The sequence below is a fragment of the Kitasatospora sp. NPDC008050 genome, from assembly GCF_042957465.1.
Lineage (GTDB): Bacteria > Actinomycetota > Actinomycetes > Streptomycetales > Streptomycetaceae > Kitasatospora.
In genome coordinates this window covers 114,995-137,695 of record NZ_JBIBIJ010000018.1, presented here as the reverse complement: position 1 = coordinate 137,695, position 22,701 = coordinate 114,995, and the positions used below count along the sequence as shown (strand labels likewise).

Here is a 22,701-nt window from a genome sequence, read left to right as displayed (position 1 = left end):
CGTCAGCGGTTCCGGAGGTATGCGCTCCGTCAAGGGGGACCCACCGGCCGGGATCACCCCCAGGTGTCACGCGGCCCCTGGCTGCCCGGGGCCCGCAGCCGGCCGTAGCGCCGCTCCGGCGCCGAGGGGCCGAGCACCCGGATCAGCCGGACCGTGCCGTGTCCCAGCTCGTGGTTCAGCCGGGCCACCAACTGCCGCGCCAGCAGGCGCAACTGAGTGGCCCAGGCGGTGGAGTCACAACGCACCGTCAGCACCGCCTCGGCCTCGGCGAACTGCTCGGGGGTGCAGTGCGCGGCGATGTCGGGACCGACGATCTGCGCCCAGCGGCCCATCACCCCGCCGACCGCGGCCGGGGCCTCCCAACCACGCTCCGTGATCAAACGATTGAGTGCGGCCCCCAGCGGGACCGGGTCGCGACCGTCCGCGCGGGCGCCGCTGCGCAGTCCGTGCCGCTTCGCCTCACGCTTCTCGCGGACCTGCTCGCCGCGCTGGCGGGCCTGCTCCTTGGCCGCGCGCAGGGCGACCCGCGCCAGATCGACGCCGGACAGTTCCGATTCACTCACGGGCGGTGCACTTCCTTCCCCAGCCTGTGGACAGACCAGGGTACGAGGTTCCTGGGCGGTCCCGAAGCGAGCCACGAAGACGGCTACGAAGACGCCTACGAACCGAGCCTGGTCACTTCGCCCGCGGCGACCGCGTACCGGGTACCGGCCAGCGCCTTCGGGACGTCCTCCGGCACCGCCGCCGTCACCAGCACCTGCTCGCCGCCGGCCACCAGCTCGGCCAGCTGCTCGCGGCGGCGGGCGTCCAGCTCGGCGAAGACGTCGTCCAGGATCAGCACCGGCTCGCCGCCGTCCGCCCGCAGCAGCTCGTAGGAGGCCAGCCGCAGCGCCAGCGCGAACGACCAGGACTCGCCGTGGCTCGCGTACCCCTTGGCGGGCAGCGTGCCGAGCAGCAGCCCCAGCTCGTCGCGGTGCGGGCCCACCAGGGTCACCCCGCGCTCGGTCTCCTGCTTGCGGACCGCCTGCAGCGCCTCCAGCAACTGCTGGTGCGCCTCCTCCCGGCTGCCCGGCAGCCCGCCCTCGAAGGAGGAGCGGTACTCCAGCCGGGTCGGCCCGCCGCCCGGGGCGAGCCGTTCGTAGGCCTGCTCGACCAGCGGCGCGAGGGCGGCCACCAGTTGCAGTCGAAAAGCCGTCAACTCGGCGCCGGCCTGGGCCAGGTGGCCGTCCCAGACGTCCAGGGTGGACAGGTCGGCGCCCTTGCCGCCGCCGGCCCGGCGGGCCATCGCGGCGGTCTTCAGCAGCGCGTTGCGCTGCTTGAGCACCCGCTCGTAGTCGGCGCGCACCCCGGCCAGCCGGGGCGCCCTGGCGGTCAGCAGCTCGTCCAGGAAACGCCGCCGCTCCCCCGGGTCGCCCTTCACCAGGGCCAGGTCCTCGGGGGCGAAGAGCACCGTGCGCAGCAGGCCCAGCACGTCGCGCGGGCGCACGTTGTCCGAGCGGTTGATCCGGGCCCGGTTGGCCTTGCCCGGGGTGATCTCCAGTTCGAGCAGGGTGGTCCGGCCGCGGTCCACGACCGAGCCGCGGACCACCGCCCGCTCGGCGCCCTGGCGCACCAGCGGCGCGTCGGTGGCCACCCGGTGGCTGCCCAGCGTGGAGAGGTAGCCGATCGCCTCGACCAGGTTGGTCTTGCCCTGGCCGTTGGGCCCGACGAACGCACTGACGCCCGGGTCGAGGGAGACCTCGGCCCGGGCGTAGGAGCGGAAGTCGGCGAGCGACAGGTGCGCGACGTGCATGGCTGTGGACTGCGCTCGCCTTCTGGACCGTCGGCTCTGCTCGACTACTTCGACTCGACCGCGTGGCCGCCGAACTGGTTGCGCAGCGCGGCGATCATCTTCATCTGCGGGGAGTCCTCCTGGCGGGAGGCGAAGCGGGCGAAGAGCGAGGCGGTGATGGCCGGCAGCGGCACGGCGTGGTCGATCGCGGCCTCCACCGTCCAGCGGCCCTCGCCGGAGTCCTGCGCGTAGCCGCGCAGCTTGTCCAGGTGCTCGTCACCGTCGAGTGCGCGCACCGCGAGGTCGAGCAGCCAGGACTTGATCACGGTGCCCTCCTGCCAGCTGCGGAAGACCTCGCGCACGTCGGTGACCTCGTCGGAGGCCTCCATCAGCTCCCAGCCCTCGGCGAAGGCCTGCATCATCGCGTACTCGATGCCGTTGTGGACCATCTTGGCGAAGTGCCCGGCGCCCACCTTGCCGGCGTGCACCGAGCCGAACTCGCCCTCCGGCTTGAGCGCGTCGAAGATCGGCTGGACCCGCAGGACGTGCTCGGCGCCGCCGCCGTACATCAGCGCGTAGCCGTTCTCCAGGCCCCAGACGCCACCGGAGACGCCGCAGTCCACGAAGCCGATGCCCTTGGCGGCCAGCACCTTCGCGTGCTCGATGTCGTCGGTCCAGCGCGAGTTGCCGCCGTCGACCACCACGTCGCCGGGGGAGAGCAGCTCGGCCAGCTCCTCCACGGTCGCCTGGGTCGCGGCGCCGGCGGGAACCATCACCCAGATCACACGGGGGCCCTGCAGCTTGGTGACCAGCTCCTGAAGGCTCGCGACATCGGCGAGGTCGGGGTTGCGGTCGTAGCCGATGACGGTGTGGCCGGCGCGGCGGATGCGCTCGCGCATGTTGCCGCCCATCTTGCCGAGACCGATGAGGCCGAGCTCCATGACAAGTCCTTACCTGGGGTGTCGTGCGTGACGGCGGCGCCGTTGCCGCGACACCAGAGCCTACGCCGCGCGGCTGTCCACAGCCCTGGGACGGGCTGTGGACACCACCCACGTCGTCAGGTCCCGACCGGTTCGGGCGGCGGTCAGCCGCTCAGGCGCACCGGCATGATCAGGTACTGGTAGGCCTCGTCGACCTCGGCGTCCACCGCCGCCTTGCCCTTGAGCAGAGCCGGCTTGGTGGAGGTGGTGAAGCACAGGTTGGCGTACGCGGAGTCGATGGCCTTCAGGCCCTCCTCCAGGTAGCCGGGGTTGAAGGCGATCGAGATGTCGTCGCCCTCAAGGTCCGCGTCGATCCGCTCGGTGGCCTGGGCGTCGTCGCCCGAGCCGGCCTCCAGGGTCAGCACGCCCTGCTCGAAGCTCAGTCGCACCGGGGTGTTGCGCTCGGCGACCAGCGAGACGCGCTTGAGCGCCTCCAGGAACGGCTGGGTCTGGACCGAGGCCTCGGCGTTGAACTCGGTCGGGAAGAGGGTGCGGAACTTCGGGAAGTCGCCCTCCAGCAGCCGGGTGGTGGTACGCCGCCCGGCGCCCTCGAAGCCGATCAGGCCCTCGCCCGCGCCACCCGAGGAGAGCGCGATCGAGACGGTGTCGCCACTGCCCAGCGACTTGGCGATGTCCTGCAGGGTGCGGGCCGGGACCAGCGCGACCGCCGAGATGTCCGGCTGTTCGGGCTTCCACAGCAGCTCGCGGACCGCGAAGCGGTAGCGGTCGGTGGCGGCCAGGGTGATCTTGTCGCCCTCGATCTCGACCCGGACACCGGTGAGCACCGGCAGCGTGTCGTCGCGGCCGGCGGCCACCGCGGCCTGGCTGACGGCCGAGGCGAAGACGTCGCCGGAGACCGTGCCGGTGGCGGTGGGCATCTGCGGCAGCGTCGGGTACTCGTCCACCGGCAGAGTCGGCAGGGTGAAGCGGGAGCTGCCGCAGACCACGCTGACCCGCTGGCCGTCGGTGGAGATCTCCACAGGCCTGTTGGGAAGGTTGCGGGCAATGTCGTTGAGCAGCCGGCCGGAGACCAGCACGGTGCCCGACTCCTCGACGTCGGCGTCCAGCTCGACCCGGGCCGAGACCTCGTAGTCGAAGCCGGACAGCGCCAGGCTGCCGTCCTGGGCGGTCAGCAGCAGGCCGGCCAGCACCGGCACCGGCGGCCGCGCCGGGAGGCTGCGAGCAGCCCAGGCCACCGCCTCCGCGAGGACGTCACGTTCCACCCGGAACTTCACCGGTCACCGCCTCCTGAGGTCCTGCAGTCGCTTGCAGCTCTTGATCGTCTTCTGGCACCTGGTCCGGCGCCCGGGGCCACTGGAGCAGCGAGCCGAGCCCGCCTCGGCTCCAGGTGCCGAAGGACAGTCTGACGTACTCGGCCGACACTCGAGGCCGACGGGCGGAAGGAGGCCGAACAGATGTCGGGGTCCGGTTGTCCACAGTTTTCGGCGCACCCCGCTGTTGAGCCAATCCATGGGTCTCTAGGTGTAGTGGTAGTAGTAGGGCCTGTGGATACCGTGGATAACCCCGTTTCCGCAGGTCAGAGCAGGTTTTTTGTCCACACTGGGTGTGGACCGCGGCAGTGGAAAACCTGGTGCCGCTGTGGACAGCGGAGCGTTACTCACAGGCCACCGAGGGTATCCACAGGTTTTCCCCAGGGCCGTCCCCAGATTCGGACCGGGTTATCCACGTGCGCCGGTCAACTTCTCGTGACGCCTTTCACACCGGGCGATGAACAGGGCTTGTCCGTTGTCGAACAGTGGATAGCGCTGTGGAGAAGCTGGGGATAATCGCCCCTCGCCTGGGGACAGCCGGTGGACAACTCTCGGCGCCGGTTGACGGCCCGCCAGCTGTCCACATGCTGTGGATAACTGTTGTGCACAAGTACACAGGCGGCTGACCTGCGGCGAAGAGCGTAGCGGTGGGCGGGCTGTGGAGAAATTCGGGATAACTCGGTGATCCCCACGCTGTGGACGGGGAAAAACACCCGTCGCTGTGGACAACGCCTCCGCGGGCCCTCGCTGTTCGAATCGCTGGTCAGATGTGCGATCGGGGCCGGAGCTTGGTGGATCGTCAGCTGGTGCGAGCCTTCCCCGGCGCGGTGCGTTTCACACACTCGGTTGGCGTACATCGGGCGCGATTGACCGGTGCCACCCGGCGGACGGGACCGGGAACGCCGAAGGGGCCGCCAGGGGCCTCGGTGGAGGTTCCTGGCGGCCCCTTCAAGGGCCCTGACAGCTCTAGCTCTTGATGCGGTTGGTCAGCTCGGTGACCTGGTTGTACAGCGAGCGCCGCTCGGCCATCAGCGAGCGGATCTTGCGGTCCGCGTGCATCACCGTGGTGTGGTCGCGGCCGCCGAACTGGGCGCCGATCTTCGGCAGGGAGAGGTCGGTCAGCTCGCGGCAGAGGTACATGGCGATCTGACGGGCCGTCGCCAGCACCCGGCTGCGGGAGGAGCCGCAGAGGTCCTCCACGGTGAGCCCGAAGTACGCGGCGGTCTGCTGCATGATCACCTGCGCGGTGATCTCCGGCCCCGCGTCCTCGTCCCCGCCCGGGATCAGGTCCTTGAGCACGATGCCGGCCAACTCCAGGTCAACCGGCGAGCGGTTGAGGTTGGCGAAGGCGGTCACCCGGATCAGCGCGCCCTCCAACTCCCGGATGTTGCGGGTGATCCGGGAGGCGATGAACTCCAGGACGTCGGCAGGGGCGTTGAGCCGTTCCTGGATCGCCTTCTTGCGCAGGATCGCGATCCGGGTCTCCAGCTCGGGCGGGGTGACGTCGGTGATCAGGCCCCACTCGAACCGGTTGCGCAGCCGGTCCTCCAGGGTGATCAGCTGCTTGGGCGGCCGGTCGGAGGAGAGGACGATCTGCTTGTTGGCGTTGTGCAGGGTGTTGAAGGTGTGGAAGAACTCCTCCTGCGTCGACTCCTTGCTCGCCAGGAACTGGATGTCGTCGACCAGCAGGATGTCCATGTCCCGGTAGCGCTTGCGGAACGCGTCCGCCTTGCCGTCCCGGATCGAGTTGATGAACTCGTTGGTGAACTCCTCCGAACTCACGTACCGCACCCGGGTGCCGGGGAAGAGGCTGCGCGAGTAGTGGCCGATGGCGTGCAGCAGGTGGGTCTTGCCCAGGCCGGACTCGCCGTAGATGAAGAGCGGGTTGTAGGCCTTGGCCGGAGCCTCGGCCACCGCCACCGCGGCCGCGTGCGCGAACCGGTTGCTGGCGCCGATGACGAAGGTGTCGAACAGGTACTTGGGGTTCAGCCGGGCGGCCGGTTCGTCCTTGCGGCCGCTGTCCGCCGAGGGGGCGCCGGGCGGGGCCGGCACACCGGGGACCGGGGTGCGGTCGGCGACCCGCTCGGGCAGCGCGGTGGTGGGGCGGTCGTTCTCCGGCGGCAGCGCGCCGGAGCTCTGGGCACCCTGGCCCGGACGGTCCTGGTCGCCGGCGGGGCGGATGGCGGGCGGCAGGTCGCGGCGCGGACCCTGGCCCGGGCGCGGGGGGTGACCCGCGCCACGCGGGCGCGGGTCCTCGCCGGTGGAGTCGTAGGCGCCGCCGAACAGGTCGCCCTGGGCGTGCTCGCCACCGGGCTGCCCCGGCCCGCCCGGGCGCGGCCCGGCGGACTCGTTCTCCCGGTCATTCCAGTCGCGGTAGCCGCGTTCCTGGTAGGTCTGCGCCGGGTAGCCGGGGGTCGGGTAGCCCCCGCCGTTCTCCGGCCGGGGCGGTCCCCACGGCTGTTGCTGCTGCTGGTAGGGCTGCTCCTGGTAGCCGTCGTACGGCTCGCCGTAGCCGTAGCCGCCCTCGTAGGACTGCTCGCGGTAGCCCCGGCCTGGGTAGTCGCGCGGCGGCTGGGGGGCGCCGGGCCAGCCCTGTGGCTGGGGCCCGGCGTGGGGGGACGGCTCGGTGGCCGGCCTCGGCTCGATGTTCGAACGTTCGGGGGCCGGCCGGGCCTCGGTGGGCTGCGGCTCGGGCTCCATCGCGGCCGGCACGGGGCTGGGCGGCACGGCATTGGCGTCCACCATCACGGCGATCCGCACCGGGCGGCCGAACTGCTGGCTGAGCCCGTCGGTCAGCTGCGGCAGCAGCCGGCCCTCCAGCACCTGCTTGGCCCACTCGTTCGGGGCGGCCAGCAGCGCGGTGTCGTGCATCATCCACATCGGCTGGGTGCGCTGCACCCAGAGTTTGTCCTTGTCACCGACCGAGGTGTCGTTGACCAGCCGCTCGACGACCTTCGCCCAGGCGGGGACGAGGTCGCTGTTGACATCAGCCACTGGTGCACGCTTTCTCGTTCCCCCGAAGGGGGTGGTCCTGGTCAGGATCTGGGGCGTCAGGATGTGGGGCTGGCTCAGGTCGATGAACAAAACCAGACAAGTCCTGCAACGGTAGTCAGCGGGCAGAGCTGATTCAAGTTGTTGTCCACAGCCTGTGTATGAGCGGGTCGATCTGTGCGTGACGCGGGTCGATCCGTGCGTGACGCGGGCCGAGCTGTGTGTGATGCGGGCCGACCCGTGCGCGACCCAGGCCGATCCGCCGCGCGACCCGGCCCGATCCGCGCAGCGCGTGGGCCGGGAATCCTTGTGCGGCCGGGCCGATCGGATGCCGGTTTGACCCTCGGCCTTCTCGCCGCGTACCGTAACCAGGTCGAGTTGTCGATGGCCGCTGCCGCATGTCCGCGGGTCCGCCCCGCTTCCAGAAGGCGCGCAGCACGGGCGCCGTGGATTGCCTCAAACCCAGCAGACCTGGGGATTCGGGCCGGATTTCCCAGGACGAAGGGGAGATCACGCGGACGCACGGTGACGGCCAACTTGCAAATCGTCACCCTACGATTCACCCCAGGAGCCCCCGAGTGAGCAAGCGCACCTTCCAGCCGAACAACCGTCGTCGCGCCAAGACCCACGGCTTCCGGCTGCGGATGCGTACCCGCGCCGGCCGCGCCATCCTGGCGGCCCGCCGTGGCAAGGGCCGCAGCGCCATCTCCGCCTGATCCGCGTAAGGGTCTGCAGTGCTGCCCTCCGAGAATCGGCTGCGGCGGCGCCAGGACTTCGCGATCGCGGTGAAACGCGGCCGCCGAGCCGGTCGGCCCCTGCTGGTCGTCCATCTCAGACGAGATGACGAGCCAGTGGGTCAGGCAGACGGGTACAGCGACTCCCACCCGCACGTCGCCGAGGGGCCTCCCTCGGCGCGTGCGGGTTTCGTCGTGAGCAAGGCTGTTGGTCCCGCCGTGGTCCGCAACCTGGTCAAGCGTCGTCTGCGTCACCTGGTCCGCGAGCGTCTGGCCCGGTTGCCCGCAGGTAGCCTGATAGTGGTACGGGCGCTGCCCCCAGCGGGGACGGCCTCGTATCTGGATCTTGCACATGACCTGGACGCCGCGCTGAAGCGGCTGCTCCGGACCGATCCGACCTCCCCGGGAGGAGGATCAGGGCGATGAAGTACCTGCTGATGGGTCTGATCAGGCTCTACCAGCTGACGATAAGTCCGCTGCTGGGCCCGGTCTGCCGCTACTACCCCTCGTGCTCGCACTACGGCTACGAGGCGGTACGGACACACGGTGCGATCAAAGGCAGCGTGCTGACCGGCTGGCGGATCCTTCGGTGCAATCCCTGGTCCCCGGGTGGTGTGGATCATGTGCCGCCGCGTAAGCGTCCCGTTTGGCACCAGCGGCTTCGTACCCTGGTGCAGTCCAGGACCGGTAGTGCCACGGGTGCGGAGCCGACCGGCTCCGCGGCCCGCGGCCCGGTCACCTCAGGCTCGACGGCTGCTGGTCAGACGTCGGTAGGCCCGATGTCCGAAAGCCTGACGACCAAGCCCAATGCCCAAGGAGTCTGACCGGTGACCTGGTCCTTCCTGAACCCCCTCTACACCGCTGTTTCGTGGATCATCGTCCAATTCCACGCGCTGTACAGCAATGTCTTCCCGGCCGACAGCGGCTGGGCCTGGGGCCTCGCCATCGCCTCCATGGTGATCGTGATCCGGATCTGCCTGATCCCGCTTTTCGTGAAGCAGATCAAGTCGACCCGGGCCATGCAGGCGATCCAGCCGAAGATGAAGGCCATCCAGGAGCGCTACAAGAGCGATAAGCAGCGCCAGTCCGAAGAGATGATGAAGCTCTACAAGGAGGCGGGCACCAACCCCTTCTCGAGCTGTCTCCCGATCCTGGTGCAGATGCCGTTCTTCACCGCCCTCTACGGGGTGCTGAGCTCGGTCGCGCACAACAAGGAAATCGGCGTCATCAACGGCTCGCTGCTGGCCAGCGCGGGCAAGGCGCACATCTTCGGCGCCCCGCTGTCGGCCACCTTCGTGCACTCCACCGAGACCAACGTCAAGATCGTCACCGCGGTGATGATCGTGATGATGTCGCTCTCGCAGTTCGTCACCCAGCGCCAGCTGATGACCAAGAACGTGGACCTCACGGTCAAGACGCCGTTCATGCAGCAGCAGAAGATGCTGATGTACGTCTTCCCGTTCATGTTCGCCGTGATGGGCATCAACTTCCCGGTCGGTGTGCTGGTCTACTGGCTGACCACCAACGTCTGGTCGATGGGCCAGCAGCTGGTCGTGATCCGCAACAACCCGACGCCGGGCAGCAAGGCCTGGGACGAGCGGCAGGAGCGGATGAAGGCGTCCGGCCGGCTGAACCCGGACGGCTCGATCATCAAGGGCGCCGGTGTGCTCGGCTTCCTCGGCGGGGGCAAGGCGAAGGCGGCCGCCGAGCAGCAGGCCGCGGCCGCGCTGACCGAGACGGTCCAGGTGCGTCGCCAGCAGCCGCGCAAGCAGACCAAGGCCCAGCGTCAGCAGGTGCACGGTGGTCCGGTGAAGACCGACCAGACCAAGGCGGACGACGAGCCGGCGGCGGAGACCGACGCGCAGGTCGAGGACGCGGTGCCCAGCGCGCAGGGGGCGGGCAAGGCGCAGACCTCGGGCGGCGCCAAGCGGCCGGCCACCAAGCAGGGTGGCGGCGCCAAGCGCGGCCCGCAGCAGAGCGGTCAGCGACCCAAGAAGAAGTAGTCGCCACCCGCGCCTGAACCCATCGATCCTCGATTTCGGCCCGTACTCGTGGGCCCTGTCTGTGAAGGAGTCCCTCCCGTGACGGAAGGCACCACCTCCGCCGTCGATGCCGGATCGGCCGCCCCGGCTGAGGAGTCGGCGGACACCCTGGTCGCTCGCCTGGAGCAGGAGGGTGACATCGCGGCCGACTACCTCGAAGGCCTGCTGGACATCGCCGACCTGGACGGCGACATCGACATGGATGTCGAGGGTGACCGGGCCCTGGTGTCCATCGTGGGTGAAGGCAACGACCGCACCCTGCAGCGGCTGGTGGGCCAGGACGGTGAGGTGCTGGAGGCGCTCCAGGAGCTGACCCGGCTGGCCGTGCACCGGGAGACCGGTGAGCGCAGTCGGCTGATGCTGGACATCGCCGGCTTCCGGGCCCGCAAGCGCGAGGAGCTGGCGGAGCTCGGGGCCAAGGCCGCCGAGCAGGCCCAGCAGACCGGCGAGTCGGTCAAGCTGCGGCCGATGACGCCGTTCGAGCGCAAGGTCGTCCATGATGCGGTGGCCGCCGCCGGGCTGCGCAGCGAGTCGGAGGGCGAGGAGCCGCAGCGCTGCGTCGTGGTCCTGGCGGGCTGAGGCCCGGGGCTCCATCCCTCGACGACCCCGTTCGCACGGTGCGGCTGTGCGAACGGGGTCGTCGCTCCTCGGGGCGCTGTGCGGGGGATGCCTCGCGAGCGGTACTTCGAGTTGGCGTGGGATGTTTCACGTGAAACGGTGCTAACGGTGGATTCGGTGAGCGGAGAGGCTGAGATGGCGACGGAGAGTGCGGCGGCCGAAGGGGTGCCGGAGGGTCTGGGCGAGCCGCCGCAGGCGGCGCGGGAGATCTTCGGCGAGCGGTTCGCCTCGGCACAGCGTTACGCCGAGCTGCTGGCCTCGGCGGGGGTGCAGCGCGGGCTGATCGGTCCGCGGGAGGTGCCCCGGCTGTGGGACCGCCATGTGCTCAACTGCGCGGTGCTCTCCGAGCTGCTGCCCGAAGGGGCGACCCTCTGCGATGTGGGTTCAGGCGCGGGGCTGCCCGGGATCCCGGTGGCGCTGGCCCGGCCCGACGTGTCGGTGACCCTGCTGGAGCCGCTGCTGCGGCGCACCACCTTCCTGGAGGAGGTGGTGCGGGAGCTGGGGCTGACCAACGTCACGGTGCTGCGCGGGCGGGCCGAGGAGATGATCGGCAAGGTCTCGGTGGAGATCGTCACCGCCCGGGCGGTGGCTCCGCTGGACCGGCTGGCCGGCTGGGGGATGCCGCTGCTGCGTCCCTACGGCCAGATGCTGGCGCTCAAGGGGGACACCGCCGAGCAGGAGCTGGCCGACTCGCGGGCGGCACTCAGCAAGCTCGGCGCGGTGGAGTGGGCGGTGATCCCGGTCGGGGAGAGCGTGCTGGGCGCCGCGACCCGGGTGGTGCAGGTGCAGGCCGGTGAGAGCCCCGGCGGGGTGAAGGCCGCCACCCGGCGGGCGAAGGCGGCCCGGGCCGGTCGGGCCAGTGGTCGGCCGGTGGAGCCCCGTGGTGGGCCTCGTCGCCGGCGCTGAGCGACCGGGCCGAACGGCCCATGGCAGAAACCGGGAGGCCCCGGGGCGCGGATCGCGCTCCGGGGCCTCTTGCGTTGGGCCTCTTGCGTTATCCGGAGTGTCGCACCGTCAGATATCCGACATTGCGGGCATGGTGTTTCACGTGAAACGTCGCTCGTTGCTTCCCGCCAGTTTGGACCTCAGGCTCCGCCGGGGGCTCGGCCGTGGCCGGGCGGAGACTGTTGCCGCTCCGGTTTCACGTGAAACACTGAGCCCCATGCAGGACTCGGAGACCATCGACCAGATCGATGACACCCCCATCGCGCGGGCGGCGCAGGCCGCCGTGCAGGCGCTGGGGCGGGCGGGTGAAGGCCTGCCCCGGCCACCGGCGACCCGGGTGATCGTGGTGGCGAACCAGAAGGGCGGGGTGGGGAAGACCACCAGCACCGTCAACATGGCCGCATCGCTGGCCATGCACGGACTGCGGGTCCTGGTGATCGACCTCGACCCACAGGGCAATGCCTCCACCGCGCTCGGCATCGATCACCATGCCGAGGTGCCGTCGATCTACGACGTGTTGGTGGAGGGCAAGCCGCTGGCCGACGTGGTCCAGCCGGTGGTGGAGGTGGAGGGGCTGTTCTGCGTCCCCGCCACCATCGACCTGGCCGGTGCGGAGATCGAGCTGGTCTCGCTGGTGGCCAGGGAGAGCCGGCTGCAGCGGGCGATCGCCGCCTATGAGCAGCCGCTGGACTACATCCTGATCGACTGTCCGCCCTCGCTCGGGCTGCTGACGGTCAACGCCCTGGTGGCCGGCCAGGAGGTGATGATCCCGATCCAGTGCGAGTACTACGCGCTGGAGGGGCTGGGACAGCTGCTGCGCAACGTGGAGCTGGTGCGGGCGCACCTGAACCCGACGCTGCACGTTTCCACCATCCTGCTCACCATGTACGACGCGCGGACCAGGCTGGCCGCCCAGGTCGCGCAGGAGGTGCGCAACCACTTCACCACCGAGGTGCTGCGGACCGCGATCCCGCGCTCGGTGCGGATCTCGGAGGCACCGAGCTACGGGCAGACGGTGCTCACCTACGATCCCGGCTCCACCGGTGCGCTCTCCTACCTGGAGGCCGCTCGGGAGCTGGCGCTGCGGGCGGTGGGCCTGGAGGGCCCGGCCACCGCGGTGGAGCAGGCGGCGGCCGAGGCCCTGGACGCGGTGGGACACCACCGACACACGATCGGCGCGCAGGCGACGCCGACGGCACAGCACAGCACGATGGAGGGCAATCGGTGAGTGGTCGCAGGGGTCTGGGTCGTGGGCTGGGTGCGCTGATCCCGGCAGCCGGTGCTTCGGCGCCCGCCGGGGCGGCGGCCACGACCGCCGCCGCCGAGCGGCCGGTGGCGCCCGGCGGAGCGCCGGTGCTGGCGACCGGAGCGGTCTCGCCCAGCGCGGTGCCGGTGCTGCCGGCGGGGCGCGGCACGGTGGCGGCGCGGGCGGCTTCGATCGCTCGGCCGGAGCTGGTGCCGGTGGAGGGGGTGCGGTTCGCCGAGCTGCCGCTCGACGCGATCACGCCCAATCCGGCGCAGCCGCGCCAGGTCTTCGACGAGGACAAGCTGGCGGAGTTGATCACCTCGATCAAGGAGGTGGGTCTGCTCCAGCCGGTGGTGGTCCGTCAGGTCGGTCCGGAGCGCTATGAGCTGATCATGGGTGAGCGGCGCTGGCGGGCCTCCCAGGAGGCCGGGCTGGAGCGGATCCCGGCGATCGTGCGGGCCACCGAGGACGACAAGCTGTTGCTGGAGGCCCTGCTGGAGAACCTGCACCGGGCGGAGCTGAACCCGCTGGAGGAGGCCTTCGCCTACCAGCAGCTGCTGGAGGAGTTCGGCTGCACCCAGGACGAGCTGGCGGACCGGATCGGCCGCTCCCGCCCGCACCTGTCCAACACGCTGCGGCTGCTCAAGCTCTCCCCGGCGGTGCAGCGCCGGGTGGCCGCCGGCGTGCTGACCGCGGGCCACGCCCGGGCGCTGCTCGGGGTCGCGACCGAGTGGCAGCAGGAGCAACTGGCCAAGCGGATCGTGGCGGAGGGGCTCTCGGTGCGCAGCACCGAGGAGATGGTGAAGCTGCTGGAGCCGCAGGAGAAGCCGAAGCCGGCCGGGCCCAAGGCGGGCAAGATCCTCTCGCCGGCCTTCAACGACCTGGCGGGGCGGCTCTCCGACCGGTTCGAGACCCGGGTGAAGGTCGAGGTCTCGCAGCGGGGCGGCAAGCTGGGCAAGGGCAAGGTGGTCCTGGAGTTCGCCTCGGTGGAGGACCTCAACCGGATCCTGGACAGCCTGGCGCCGGGGGAGGACGGGCTGCGGCTCTCGCAGAGCTGAGCCCGGCGAGCCCGAGCCCAGGGCCGGGCCGAGGACGGGCATGCTGGACCGGTGGGTGCATGTTTCACGTGAAACATGCACCCACCGGTGTCTGTACGGGTCCTGGGGAAGAGTGCGCCGGTTGTGCTGGTTGGCCGCTGCCCCCCGGGGGAGGAACCGAACGAGGAGGTGTGCCGTATGGGTCGCAGGATCGTCCCCCTGACGCTGGACAACCTGGGGGATCTGCCCGCGCCCTGCCGCTCCTGTGTCTTCTGGGAGCTCGATCCGGTGCGCGGCCGGGAGGCGGTGGACAGCGGGAAGGCGGCGGCGGAGAAGGAGGGGTGGATCTCCGCGGCGCTGCTGGAGTGGGGATCCTGCGGGCGGCTGGTCTACGTCGACCAGGAGCCGGCCGGGTTCGTGCTCTACGCGCCGCCGGCCTATGTGCCGCGCTCGCAGTCCTTTCCGACGAGCCCGGTCTCCCCTGACGCCGTCCAGCTGATGATCAGTCGGGTGCTGCCGGGCTATCAGGGGCAGGGAATCGGGCGGGTGCTGGTGCAAGCGGTGGCCAAGGACCTGCTGGGGCGCGGGTTCCGGGCGATCGAGGCCTTCGGGGCGGCTGGCGGCGAGCGGTCGAGCTGCCTGCTCCCGGCCGAGCACCTGCTGGCGGTCGGGTTCAAGACGGTGCGCCCGCACCACCGCTATCCACGCCTGCGGCTGGAGGCACGCGCCACCGTCTCCTGGAAGGGCGGTGCGGAGGGGGCGCTGGAGCGGCTGCTCGGTGCCGGGCGCAAGGAGCCCGCACTGCGGCCGTTCTGACGCGGCCGGGGTGCCGGCCCGCAACGCCGGAGGGCGGCCCCCACAGGGGCCGCCCTCCGGCGTGTGGTGCCGTCGGCTCAGCCGGCGGTCTTCACCGTGATGATGCCGTCGAGGTCGCGCAGCAGGGCGGCCTTCGGCTTGGCGCCGACGATGCTCTTGACGAGCTCGCCCTTGACGTAGACGTTCATGGTCGGGATCGAGACGATGCCGTACTGCGCGGGGACGGCCTGGTTCTCGTCGACGTTGAGCTTGGCGATGGTGAGCTGGTCGCCGTACTCCTCGGCGACGGCCTCCAGCACGGGGGCGACCTGGCGGCACGGGCCGCACCATTCGGCCCAGAAGTCCACGATCACGGGCTTGTCGCTCTTGAGGACATCGCTGTCGAAGGTCGCGTCGGTCACGGTTATGGTGGCGCCGGCCACGGGAACTCCTAAGGTCGCATACGGGGTGGTGCTGGGTGCTCCGACCGGGACAACAACGCACCGGTGGATTCTGTTTCGCGGCCGGGGTGTTTCACGTGAAACACCCCGCCACGAAGGGGCGGTGCCGGGAGGTCAGACCGCGACGGCGGCGGCCTGGCTCTCCTGCCCGGCCGCGTCGGCCAGGTGGGCGAGGTAGCGCTCGGCGTCCAGGGCGGCGGCGCAGCCGGTGCCGGCCGCGGTGATCGCCTGGCGGTAGGTGTGGTCGACCACGTCGCCGGCACCGAAGACGCCGGGGATGTTGGTGCGGGTGGTGGGGGCGTCCACCTTGAGGTAGCCCTCGGCGTCCAGCTCCAGCTGGCCCTTGAAGAGCTCGGTGCGCGGGTCGTGGCCGATCGCGATGAACAGGCCGGTGACCGGCAGCTCGCGCAGCTCGCCGGTGGTGGTGTCCCGCAGGGTCACACCGGTCAGCTTCGGGTCGCCGTGGACGGCCTCGACGGCGCTGTCCCAGGCGAAGCTGATCTTCGGGTCGGCGAAGGCGCGCTCCTGCATCGCCTTGGAGGCGCGCAGCTCGGCCCGGCGGTGCACGACGGTGACGGACTTGGCGAAGCGGGAGAGGAAGGTGGCCTCCTCCAGCGCGGTGTCACCGCCGCCGACCACCGCGATGTCCTGGTCCTTGAAGAAGAAGCCGTCGCAGGTGGCGCACCAGGAGACGCCGCGGCCCGAGAGCGCGTCCTCCCGGGGCAGGCCGAGCTTGCGGTGCTGGGAGCCGGTGGTGACGATCACGGCATGGGCCCGGTGCACGACGCCCTCGGAGTCGGTGACCGTCTTGATGTCGCCGGTGAGGTCGACCGCGACGACGTCGTCCGGGACCAGCTCGGCGCCGAACCGCTCGGCCTGGCCGCGCATGTTGTCCATGAGCTCGGGGCCCATGATGCCGTCCCGGAAGCCGGGGAAGTTCTCCACCTCGGTGGTGTTCATCAGCGCGCCACCGGCGGTGACGGCTCCTTCGAAGACCAGCGGCTTGAGGGAAGCGCGCGCGGTGTAGAGCGCAGCCGTGTAACCGGCCGGGCCGGAACCGATGATGATCACGTTACGGACGTCGCTCACTGAATCTCCTGGTTCGCATCGCGACCCGCGCCAGGCGGGGAGGGTGGCGGTCCTGCTCCGCCGCCCGGGACAACGACTCACCAGTGTCGCGCATTCCCAGGTCCTGGTGTACCAGCGGCCGCCCATCGGACGGCCGTGGCGCCCCCGCGAGCGTGTTCAATGGGCCGGGATCCCCTCCTGGAGGCGAACCGTGGCGGGCGAGTTGGGGGCGGTGGTGGCGCAGCCGGCGGCGAGCAGATAGACGTCCAGGTGCGCCGGATCGTCGCTGATCCGGAAGACGTAGACGTCCACCGGAGCGCCCTGGAAGCTGCCGTGCGTCACCAGCAGTGGCTGCTCGCCCTGGTGGCCGGTGACGGCGGACTCGACGCAGGCGGGCAGTGTGGTCGCCGCGGGAGAGGCGTGGTCGGGCACGGCCTGCTCGCTGCTGGCGTGCGGCAGGTTGCCGGGGCCGGCGGGCAGCAGTGCCCGGAGCTGGTCGGGCAGCCCGTCGGCGGTGAACGCGGGACCGGCCGGGGCGAGGGGCGAGGCGCTGCCGGGGTGCTGGGGCGTCGGTGTGTTCGAGGTGGCATAGGGGGCGGGACCGTCGGCCGTGGCGGGGGCCTGTGCGGAGCTGGTCCCGGGGTTCCCGGTGCCGACCAGTACGGCCGCGGTGCCGCCGCCGAGGATCGCGAGGCAGGTGACGGCGGCCGCCAGCAGCCGGGCCCGGCCACGGCGCGGTCGGGTGCGCCCGGGGCCGCTGGGCCCGGGCCCGGTGGGCCGGCGCGCGGTACCGGGCGGCGCGGCGACGGCCGGCCTGCCGGGTGCGGTGGCGGTCGTGGCGGGTGTGGTGGGTGCGGCGGTGGGCGTGGCCTGGGCAGCGGGCGGGGCCTGCTCGGTGATCGCCGCGGTCAGCGCGGCGTCGATCCGCAGGGCGACATCGGCCGGCATCACGGGCGGCTCGTCGTCCGCCAGCAGCCCGGTCAGCTCGGTCAGCGTCGCCAGGGTGTCCGAGCAGTCGGCACAGCCGGCCAGGTGGTTCCACAGACCGGCCGCCTCGGCGGGGCCCAGCAGGTCCTCGTGCAGGTCGGCCAGCTGGTCGACGCTGGGATGGGAGGCGGTCGGCGCCGACTCGACGGGGTCGGGGGTCTGGTTCGTCATCGGGGCGTCGCGTCTCCTTCCAGGCTCGGATCTTGGGCGGGGATGCCAGGACCCCGCGATGGGACGGACGCGGTGCCCGGTCGGTTCCCCGGTGGACCGGCCGCGGGTGTGCCGGGCGGTGTTTCACGTGAAACATCACCCGCGGCGGTGCCCGGCGGCCCCTCACCCGGCTCGGCGCCCGCCCGCAGGTGGCGCACCAGTGGCAGCAGCCGGGCCCGGCCCCGGGCGCAGCGGCTCTTCACCGTGCCCACCGGAACGCCCAGCAGTTCGGCGGCCTCGGCCACCGGATAGCCCTGCATGTCGACCAGGACCAGCGCGGCCCGCTGCTCGGCCGGCAGCTCGGCCAGGGCCGCGCCGAGCTCGCGGCGCAGCTCCTGCCGGATCACCAGGGCGTCGGTGGGCTCGGCGGCGGGCACCAGGGTGTCGAGCCGGCCCGGTTCCTCGTCCAGCGATCCGGCGCGCCGGCTGCCGGCCCGCCGGGCCCGGTCCAGGCAGGCGTTGACCACGATCCGGTGCAGCCAGGTGGTGACGGCCGAGCGGCCCTGGAAGGTGTGTGCGGCGCGCAGTGCCGAGATCAGGGCGTCCTGCAGCGCGTCGGCGGCCTCCTCGCGGTCGCCCAGGGTCCGCAGGGCGACCGCCCACAGTCGGTCCCGGTGACGGTGCACCAGCCGGCCGAAGGCCGCCTGGTCCCCGGCGACGTGCCGGGCCAGCAGCTCGGCGTCGCTCTGCTCGCCGGCCTCGGGCGGCTCTGGTCGCGCCGGTCCTGCCATCTGCCTGCCCCTCGGATGCCCCTGGCCGCGCTCAGGTGCCGGTGGGCCTCATGCGCGGCCGGGACGCGCTGTGGCGACCCGGCGCCGCAATCAGCCGGAGACCTTGATCTCGGACACCTGGCCGCGGTAACTGCCGTCCCTATCCTTGGGGAGGCTGGTCAGCCAGATCAAGAGGTAACGGGAGGTGACCGGCGCGGTCAGCTGGAACCGGGCGTCCGTTCCGGTGGCGTTGGCCAGTGGCTGGCCGAAGCCGTCGAGGGTGCTCGGGGCACTGCCGCCGGAGGCGCTGGGCACCCGCAGTTCGGCGCTGGTGGTGCCGAGGAACTGGACCTCGATCGAGCTGACCGACTTGGCCGAGCCCAGGTCGACCAGCAGGCCGGTGCCGTGGCCGATGGTGGGCAGATCGGAGAAGTAGCCCTGGGTCTGCCAGGCGCCGTCCGGGTTGCCGCTGTTGATCTCGGAGATCAGCTCCGGGTGCATCGGGCCACTGCCGAAGGGGTTGAACGACTGGATCTGGGCGATCTGCAGCGCCGTGGGCGGCTTGGCGGAGGGCGAGGCCGAGGACACCACACCGGCGCCGCCGCTGGTGCCGAGCGCCTGCTTCTGCGTGGTTGTCCCCAGGCGGCCGGCCAACTCCCAGGAGCCGTAGCCGATCGCGCCCAGCAGCACCACGGAGACCGTCCACTGGAGCACCTGCTTGGCTCGTCGCCGGCGCGGCCGCGGGGCCGGCGCGGCGGGGGCCGGTTGCGGGAGCGGGGCGGGAGCGGGGCGGTGGCCGCCCGGCGGAACGGGCCGCAGCACCTGGGTGCGGTTGTCCGGGCGCACCGGCGCCGGGTAGCGGGGCACGGCCCGTTCGGTGGCCGACTGCTCCGGTGCGGGCTGCCGGATCTTGGGCAGCAGGGCGATCTCCGTGGCCAGCGCGGCCGGTGAGGTGATCGGTACCAGGCCGCGCGGCGGCGGATCCGACAGCACGCGCATGGCCAGGTCGGCCAGACCCTGGTGGACGTCGGGCCGCAGCTGCGCCGGCGGGGCCGGCGGGCTGCCCTCGGGCAGGCCGGGGAGGTCGTAGCGGTTCTCCGGGTGCGGCCAGTGGTGGGTGAGCGCGGCGTACAGCAGGGTGCCGATCGCCCGGGTGTCCGTCAGCTCGGCGTCCCGGTCGGGCAGCCCGCGCAGCGCCGCGTCGACCGCCACCCCGTTGATCCGGTACTGGCCGGTGTCGGTGCGCAGTACGCAGCGCGGGGTCAGCCGCAGGTGCGAGCGGCCGCTGCGGTGCGCGGCGGCGATGGCGTCGGTGACCTGACGGGCCATCTGGTAGGCGTCGTAGGGCTCCATCGGGCCCGGGGCGAGCAACGTGGCCAGGTCGGTGGCGCCCGGCAGCCACTCCCGGATCACGTAGACCAGTTCGCCTTCCTGGACCGCGTCGAGCACCTGGACGAAGCGCGGGTCGCCGAGCAGGGCGGCGGAGCGGGCGGCGGCCAGTACGCCCTCGGCGCGCTTGCTGCCGGCCGCGAGCAGGTGGACGCCGACCGCGCGGCGCAGCTTCTCGTCCACGGCCCGCCAACTGCTGAAGGCCGTCGACTGGGAGATGCGCTCCTCCAGCCGGTAGCGGCCCGCGATCTTGTCGCCGCTGTGGCGCTCCGGGACCGGGAGATGGTCGTCGGGCACCTCCGCGTCGTAGCCGGAGTCCAGCTCGGCTTCGGAGTCGGCTTCGGAGTCGGCCTCGGAGTCGAGCTCCGGGGCCTCCGACGCCTCCTTGGCGTCTTCCCCGGCGGCCTCGGCGAGGTCCTCGGCCGGGCCCCGGCCGGCGCCGGGCAGTGGCAGCACCTGGGTGGCGCTGTTCGCGCCGGCGGGCAGCGGCATCACCTTGGTGGTGCCCGACTCGCCGTCGCCACCGGCGCTCTCGCCGGCAACCGGCTGGTCGGCCAGTTCCGCGGCGATCTCGGCGGTGGAGAGCGGCGCGGTGATCTCGCCGGTGGCCTCGTTCGGGGACTCGCCCGGAGCTTTGGCCTCCGCACGGTCGACGACTGCCTTGGTGCGATCCTTGGTGCGATCAGCCACCGTCGTCCTGCCTCCCCTTGTAGCGCCCGGTCCGGCACCCCCGCCGGCGTGTCGCCGGGCGGCGGACAGGCGAGGACCCGGGTCTGCAGACCAAGTCATTCGAAGACAATTGTGCCCACTCTTCCCACCCGAGGACGACCGCTGACGGGGCCAACCGGTTTCCACGGTGCCACTACCGACCAGTAGGTGGACAAACTGATGGGCGGTCAACGGCCAAGGCGACCGCGGATCATCCCGACCACCGTGGTCAACTCCTCGATCCGCAGTCGGCGGGCGACCGTGAGGAAGACCGCCAGCTGACCGGCGCCGGCCACCGCCACGGTGATCACACTGCCCAGCCAGCCGTCCAGCAGCGTGCGGAGCACGAGCGACAGCAGCAGGCCGACCAGTGCCGCCGGCAGGCAGGCCAGCGCCAGCCGCACGTAGGTCTTGGCGATCCGCGCGGTGTCCAGTCCGCCGATCCGCTGCTTGAGCCTGGGCAGCGCCACCGCGACGCCCACCACGTACGAGGCACCGTAGCCGAGCGCCATCCCGGTGACCGCCCACTGGGCGGGCAGCAGCAGGAAGCAGAGCAGGGCCGTCGCCGCCTGGGTGACGGCCACCCAGACGGTGTTGGAGAACGGGGTGCGGGTGTCCTCGTAGGCGTAGAAGCCGCGCAGCAGCACGTACTGCACCGAGTAGGGGATCAGGCCGAGCGCGAAGGCGGAGAGCATGAAGCCGACCGCCGTGGTGCCGTGCGCCGCGCTGCCGCCGTTGCCCAGGCCGTAGATGGCGCCGCCGAGCTGCGGGCCGAGGGCGAGGAAGAGGAAAGCGGCGGGCACGATCGCCACCGCCGAGGTGCGCAGCCCGTAGGAGAGGTCGTCGCGCACCGCGCCGGGGTCGCCGTCGGCGGCCGAGCGGGACAGCCTGGGCAGTACCGCGCTCATCACCGAGACGGTGATCACCGCCATCGGCAGCTGCCAGATCAGCAGTGCGTTGGAGTACGCGGCAAGTCCGACCCCGAGGTAGCCGTGCGCGGCGGCCCGGCTGCCGGCCGCGGTGGCCAGCTGGGTGACCACCAGGTAGCCGGCCTGGTTGGCCAGCACGAAGAGGAAGGTCCACTTGGCCAGCCGGGCGGCCTTGCCCAGGCCGTGCCCGCGCCAGTCGAACCGCGGCCGGAAGTGGAAGTCGGCGGCGCGCAGGTAGGGGAGCATCGCCAGCGCCTGGACGGCCAGGCCCAGCATGGTGCCGAGGCCCAGCAGCCGCAGACCCTCGGGGGAGATGCTCTCGGGGGTGACCCGGCTGTGCTGGAAGGTGCCGAAGACCCACAGGTACATCGCGAAGGTGAAGATCACCACGATGTTGTTCAGGACCGGGGTCCACATCATCGCGCCGAACCGGCCACGGGCGTTGAGGATCTGGCCCATCACCACGTGCACGCCCATGAAGAAGATGGTCGGCAGGCAGTAGCGGGCCAGGGCCACCGTGCTGTCGGCGCTGGCCTGACCGCTCATCAGCGAGTGCGAGATCAGCTGGACCAGCAGCGGGGCGGCCAGCACGGCCACGAAGACCACGCCGGCCAGACCCACCATCACCAGGGTGAGCAGGCGGTTGGCGTAGGCGGTGCCGCCGTCCTGGTCCTGCTTCATGCTGCGGACCAGCTGCGGCACGAAGACGGCGTTCAGCGCGCCGCCGCCGATCAGGATGTAGAGCAGGGTGGGCAGCGTGTTGGCGGCGGAGTAGGAGTCGCCCATGGTGCCGACGCCGATCGCGGCGGCGATCACCATGGTGCGCAGGAAGCCGGTCCCCCGGGAGACCAGGGTGCCGGCGGCCATGATCGCGCTGGAGCCGAGCAGGCTCGCGACCTTGCCGCCGCTCGCGGTAGCCGGCTCCTCGGCGGGGTCCTCGGGCTGCTCCGGGTCGCCCGGTTCCTGGGTCCCGGCCGGCTCCTCGGGTTCGGCCGACTCCTGGGGTTCGGCCGGCGTCGGTCCGGCTGGGTCGCCGGACTCGCCCGGGAGGTCGAAGCTGAACGGCACGTCGGACTCGGGCTCCGCCGTGGCCTCCAGCAGCGCGGCCTCCTCGGGGCTGAGCGGCGGGTCGAACTCGATGACCGGGACGAAGGGCCGCTTGGACACCTCGCTGGTCGGGTAGGCGGCCGCGAACAGGTCGTCGACACCCACGTACTCGGCGGTCCCGGTCTCGTGGGGTGAGCCGTCCGCGGGCTCGGCCCCGGTGCCGGCCTTGGCCTCGGCGTCGGTGCCGGTTTCGGCGCCGGGTTCGGTGGCAGGGACGGTGCTGAGCACCGCGGGGGCGGGCGTGGCGGCTGCCTGGCGGGCCCAGCGGGAGGCGGGCACCACGGGCTCGGCCGGCGGCTCGGCGGCCCTGTCACGCCGCTTCTGCCGCTTCTGCCGCGCCGCCTTGTTCGGCGGCGCGGCAGAAGCGGGCTCGGTGTTCGCGGCAGGGCTGTCGTCGGCGGCCTCATCCGGTTCCGTGACGTCCGGAGCCTCGACAGTGGGCTCGGGACTGCCCTGGTGGTACGGCCCCGGGCCGTCAGGTGCGGCGTACGGGTCGGCGGCGAAGGGGTCGCGCGCGAAGGTCTCGGTGAGGTACCAGTCGCTCTCCTCGGCCACCGTGGACGCCCGCTCCTCGGCCGGGGGGACCGACTTTCCGCCGCCCCCGCCCGCGGCCGGGGGGACCCCCGTGCTCCGCTCGCTCATGCCACCTCATCGCTGGTCGGTCCGGCCGTCTCCGAGAGATCTCAAGGACCTACTGTCTCA

20 protein-coding genes are annotated in these 22,701 nt (G+C 71.7%); 9 read left to right on the top strand and 11 right to left on the bottom strand.

The window, feature by feature from the left end; genetic code table 11:
* Nucleotides 1–53: 53 nt before the first annotated feature.
* The 5 genes from ACFZB9_RS29085 to dnaA all read right to left on the bottom strand — a co-directional run bounded on the left by ACFZB9_RS29085 (nt 54) and on the right by dnaA (nt 7,016).
* Nucleotides 54–563: a DUF721 domain-containing protein gene (locus tag ACFZB9_RS29085; RefSeq protein ID WP_391452008.1), complete on the bottom strand. Its 510-nt coding sequence runs from the start codon at nt 561–563 to the stop codon at nt 54–56.
* A gap of 95 nt (nt 564–658) precedes the next feature.
* Nucleotides 659–1,792 carry a DNA replication/repair protein RecF gene (gene recF / locus ACFZB9_RS29080; RefSeq protein WP_391452006.1) on the bottom strand — a complete coding sequence of 378 codons (1,134 nt, stop codon included), beginning with the start codon at nt 1,790–1,792 and terminating at the stop codon, nt 659–661.
* A gap of 44 nt (nt 1,793–1,836) precedes the next feature.
* Nucleotides 1,837–2,712 (bottom strand): phosphogluconate dehydrogenase (NAD(+)-dependent, decarboxylating), encoded by an 876-nt coding sequence (gene gnd, locus ACFZB9_RS29075; RefSeq protein ID WP_391452004.1) that lies wholly within the window; start codon nt 2,710–2,712, stop codon nt 1,837–1,839.
* A 143-nt stretch (nt 2,713–2,855) separates the two neighbouring features.
* Entirely contained in the window at nt 2,856–3,986 is a 1,131-nt protein-coding gene (dnaN, locus tag ACFZB9_RS29070) for a DNA polymerase III subunit beta (RefSeq protein ID WP_391452002.1), read from the bottom strand.
* Between the two features lie 1,002 nt (nt 3,987–4,988).
* The gene (dnaA, locus tag ACFZB9_RS29065) at nt 4,989–7,016 is read right to left on the bottom strand and encodes a chromosomal replication initiator protein DnaA (protein ID WP_391452000.1); all 2,028 of its coding nucleotides are present in this window, start codon (nt 7,014–7,016) and stop codon (nt 4,989–4,991) included.
* Between the two features lie 575 nt (nt 7,017–7,591).
* On the opposite strand from dnaA, the gene rpmH reads away from it, so the two are divergent.
* From rpmH to ACFZB9_RS29020, 9 genes are all read left to right on the top strand, one after another.
* Complete coding sequence (gene rpmH / locus ACFZB9_RS29060) at nt 7,592–7,729, top strand: 50S ribosomal protein L34 (protein ID WP_148643823.1); 138 nt, start codon at nt 7,592–7,594, stop codon at nt 7,727–7,729.
* Nucleotides 7,730–7,747: 18 nt separating this feature from the next.
* Nucleotides 7,748–8,173 carry a ribonuclease P protein component gene (rnpA, locus tag ACFZB9_RS29055; RefSeq protein WP_391451998.1) on the top strand — a complete coding sequence of 142 codons (426 nt, stop codon included), beginning with the start codon at nt 7,748–7,750 and terminating at the stop codon, nt 8,171–8,173.
* Nucleotides 8,170–8,571, top strand: coding sequence for a membrane protein insertion efficiency factor YidD (gene yidD / locus ACFZB9_RS29050; protein ID WP_327067997.1), 402 nt, complete (start codon nt 8,170–8,172; stop codon nt 8,569–8,571). Before rnpA ends, yidD begins: the two co-directional genes overlap by 4 nt.
* 3 nt (nt 8,572–8,574) lie before the next feature.
* Nucleotides 8,575–9,750 (top strand): membrane protein insertase YidC, encoded by a 1,176-nt coding sequence (yidC, locus tag ACFZB9_RS29045; RefSeq protein ID WP_391451996.1) that lies wholly within the window; start codon nt 8,575–8,577, stop codon nt 9,748–9,750.
* A 78-nt stretch (nt 9,751–9,828) separates the two neighbouring features.
* Complete coding sequence (locus tag ACFZB9_RS29040; RefSeq protein ID WP_391451994.1) at nt 9,829–10,368, top strand: protein jag; 540 nt, start codon at nt 9,829–9,831, stop codon at nt 10,366–10,368.
* A 174-nt stretch (nt 10,369–10,542) separates the two neighbouring features.
* On the top strand, nt 10,543–11,313 hold the full coding sequence (gene rsmG, locus ACFZB9_RS29035) for a 16S rRNA (guanine(527)-N(7))-methyltransferase RsmG (RefSeq protein ID WP_391451992.1): 771 nt from the start codon (nt 10,543–10,545) through the stop codon (nt 11,311–11,313).
* A 172-nt stretch (nt 11,314–11,485) separates the two neighbouring features.
* Complete coding sequence (locus tag ACFZB9_RS29030) at nt 11,486–12,580, top strand: ParA family protein (protein WP_391452126.1); 1,095 nt, start codon at nt 11,486–11,488, stop codon at nt 12,578–12,580.
* On the top strand, nt 12,577–13,656 hold the full coding sequence (locus tag ACFZB9_RS29025) for a ParB/RepB/Spo0J family partition protein (protein WP_391451991.1): 1,080 nt from the start codon (nt 12,577–12,579) through the stop codon (nt 13,654–13,656). Before ACFZB9_RS29030 ends, ACFZB9_RS29025 begins: the two co-directional genes overlap by 4 nt.
* Before the next feature lie 177 nt (nt 13,657–13,833).
* On the top strand, nt 13,834–14,451 hold the full coding sequence (locus tag ACFZB9_RS29020; protein WP_391451990.1) for a GNAT family N-acetyltransferase: 618 nt from the start codon (nt 13,834–13,836) through the stop codon (nt 14,449–14,451).
* A gap of 77 nt (nt 14,452–14,528) precedes the next feature.
* Here the strand turns inward: ACFZB9_RS29020 and trxA are convergent, their stop codons facing one another.
* The 6 genes from trxA to murJ all read right to left on the bottom strand — a co-directional run bounded on the left by trxA (nt 14,529) and on the right by murJ (nt 22,641).
* Complete coding sequence (gene trxA / locus ACFZB9_RS29015) at nt 14,529–14,873, bottom strand: thioredoxin (RefSeq protein WP_391451989.1); 345 nt, start codon at nt 14,871–14,873, stop codon at nt 14,529–14,531.
* Between the two features lie 132 nt (nt 14,874–15,005).
* Nucleotides 15,006–15,980, bottom strand: a complete 975-nt coding sequence (gene trxB / locus ACFZB9_RS29010) for a thioredoxin-disulfide reductase (protein WP_391451988.1) — start codon at nt 15,978–15,980, stop codon at nt 15,006–15,008.
* 156 nt (nt 15,981–16,136) lie between these two features.
* Nucleotides 16,137–17,117: a hypothetical protein gene (locus ACFZB9_RS29005; RefSeq protein WP_391451986.1), complete on the bottom strand. Its 981-nt coding sequence runs from the start codon at nt 17,115–17,117 to the stop codon at nt 16,137–16,139.
* Complete coding sequence (gene sigM, locus ACFZB9_RS29000) at nt 17,114–17,887, bottom strand: RNA polymerase sigma factor SigM (RefSeq protein ID WP_391451983.1); 774 nt, start codon at nt 17,885–17,887, stop codon at nt 17,114–17,116. The genes ACFZB9_RS29005 and sigM overlap by 4 nt, the downstream gene beginning before the upstream one ends.
* 90 nt (nt 17,888–17,977) lie before the next feature.
* Nucleotides 17,978–19,945, bottom strand: coding sequence for a serine/threonine protein kinase (locus ACFZB9_RS28995; protein WP_391451981.1), 1,968 nt, complete (start codon nt 19,943–19,945; stop codon nt 17,978–17,980).
* A gap of 206 nt (nt 19,946–20,151) precedes the next feature.
* On the bottom strand, nt 20,152–22,641 hold the full coding sequence (gene murJ, locus ACFZB9_RS28990; RefSeq protein WP_391451980.1) for a murein biosynthesis integral membrane protein MurJ: 2,490 nt from the start codon (nt 22,639–22,641) through the stop codon (nt 20,152–20,154).
* Nucleotides 22,642–22,701 lie beyond the last annotated feature (60 nt).

What these genes read in the sequence shown, in the direction of transcription:
- rsmG (WP_391451992.1), top strand. Translation starts at nt 10,543, where the DNA reads ATGGCGACGGAGAGTGCGGCGGCCGAAGGGGTGCCGGAGGGTCTGGGC.
- sigM (WP_391451983.1), bottom strand. Translation starts at nt 17,887, where the DNA reads ATGGCAGGACCGGCGCGACCAGAGCCGCCCGAGGCCGGCGAGCAGAGC.
- ACFZB9_RS29005 (WP_391451986.1), bottom strand. Translation starts at nt 17,117, where the DNA reads ATGACGAACCAGACCCCCGACCCCGTCGAGTCGGCGCCGACCGCCTCC.
- yidD (WP_327067997.1), top strand. Translation starts at nt 8,170, where the DNA reads ATGAAGTACCTGCTGATGGGTCTGATCAGGCTCTACCAGCTGACGATA.
- ACFZB9_RS29020 (WP_391451990.1), top strand. Translation starts at nt 13,834, where the DNA reads ATGGGTCGCAGGATCGTCCCCCTGACGCTGGACAACCTGGGGGATCTG.
- recF (WP_391452006.1), bottom strand. Translation starts at nt 1,792, where the DNA reads ATGCACGTCGCGCACCTGTCGCTCGCCGACTTCCGCTCCTACGCCCGG.
- murJ (WP_391451980.1), bottom strand. Translation starts at nt 22,641, where the DNA reads ATGAGCGAGCGGAGCACGGGGGTCCCCCCGGCCGCGGGCGGGGGCGGC.
- gnd (WP_391452004.1), bottom strand. Translation starts at nt 2,712, where the DNA reads ATGGAGCTCGGCCTCATCGGTCTCGGCAAGATGGGCGGCAACATGCGC.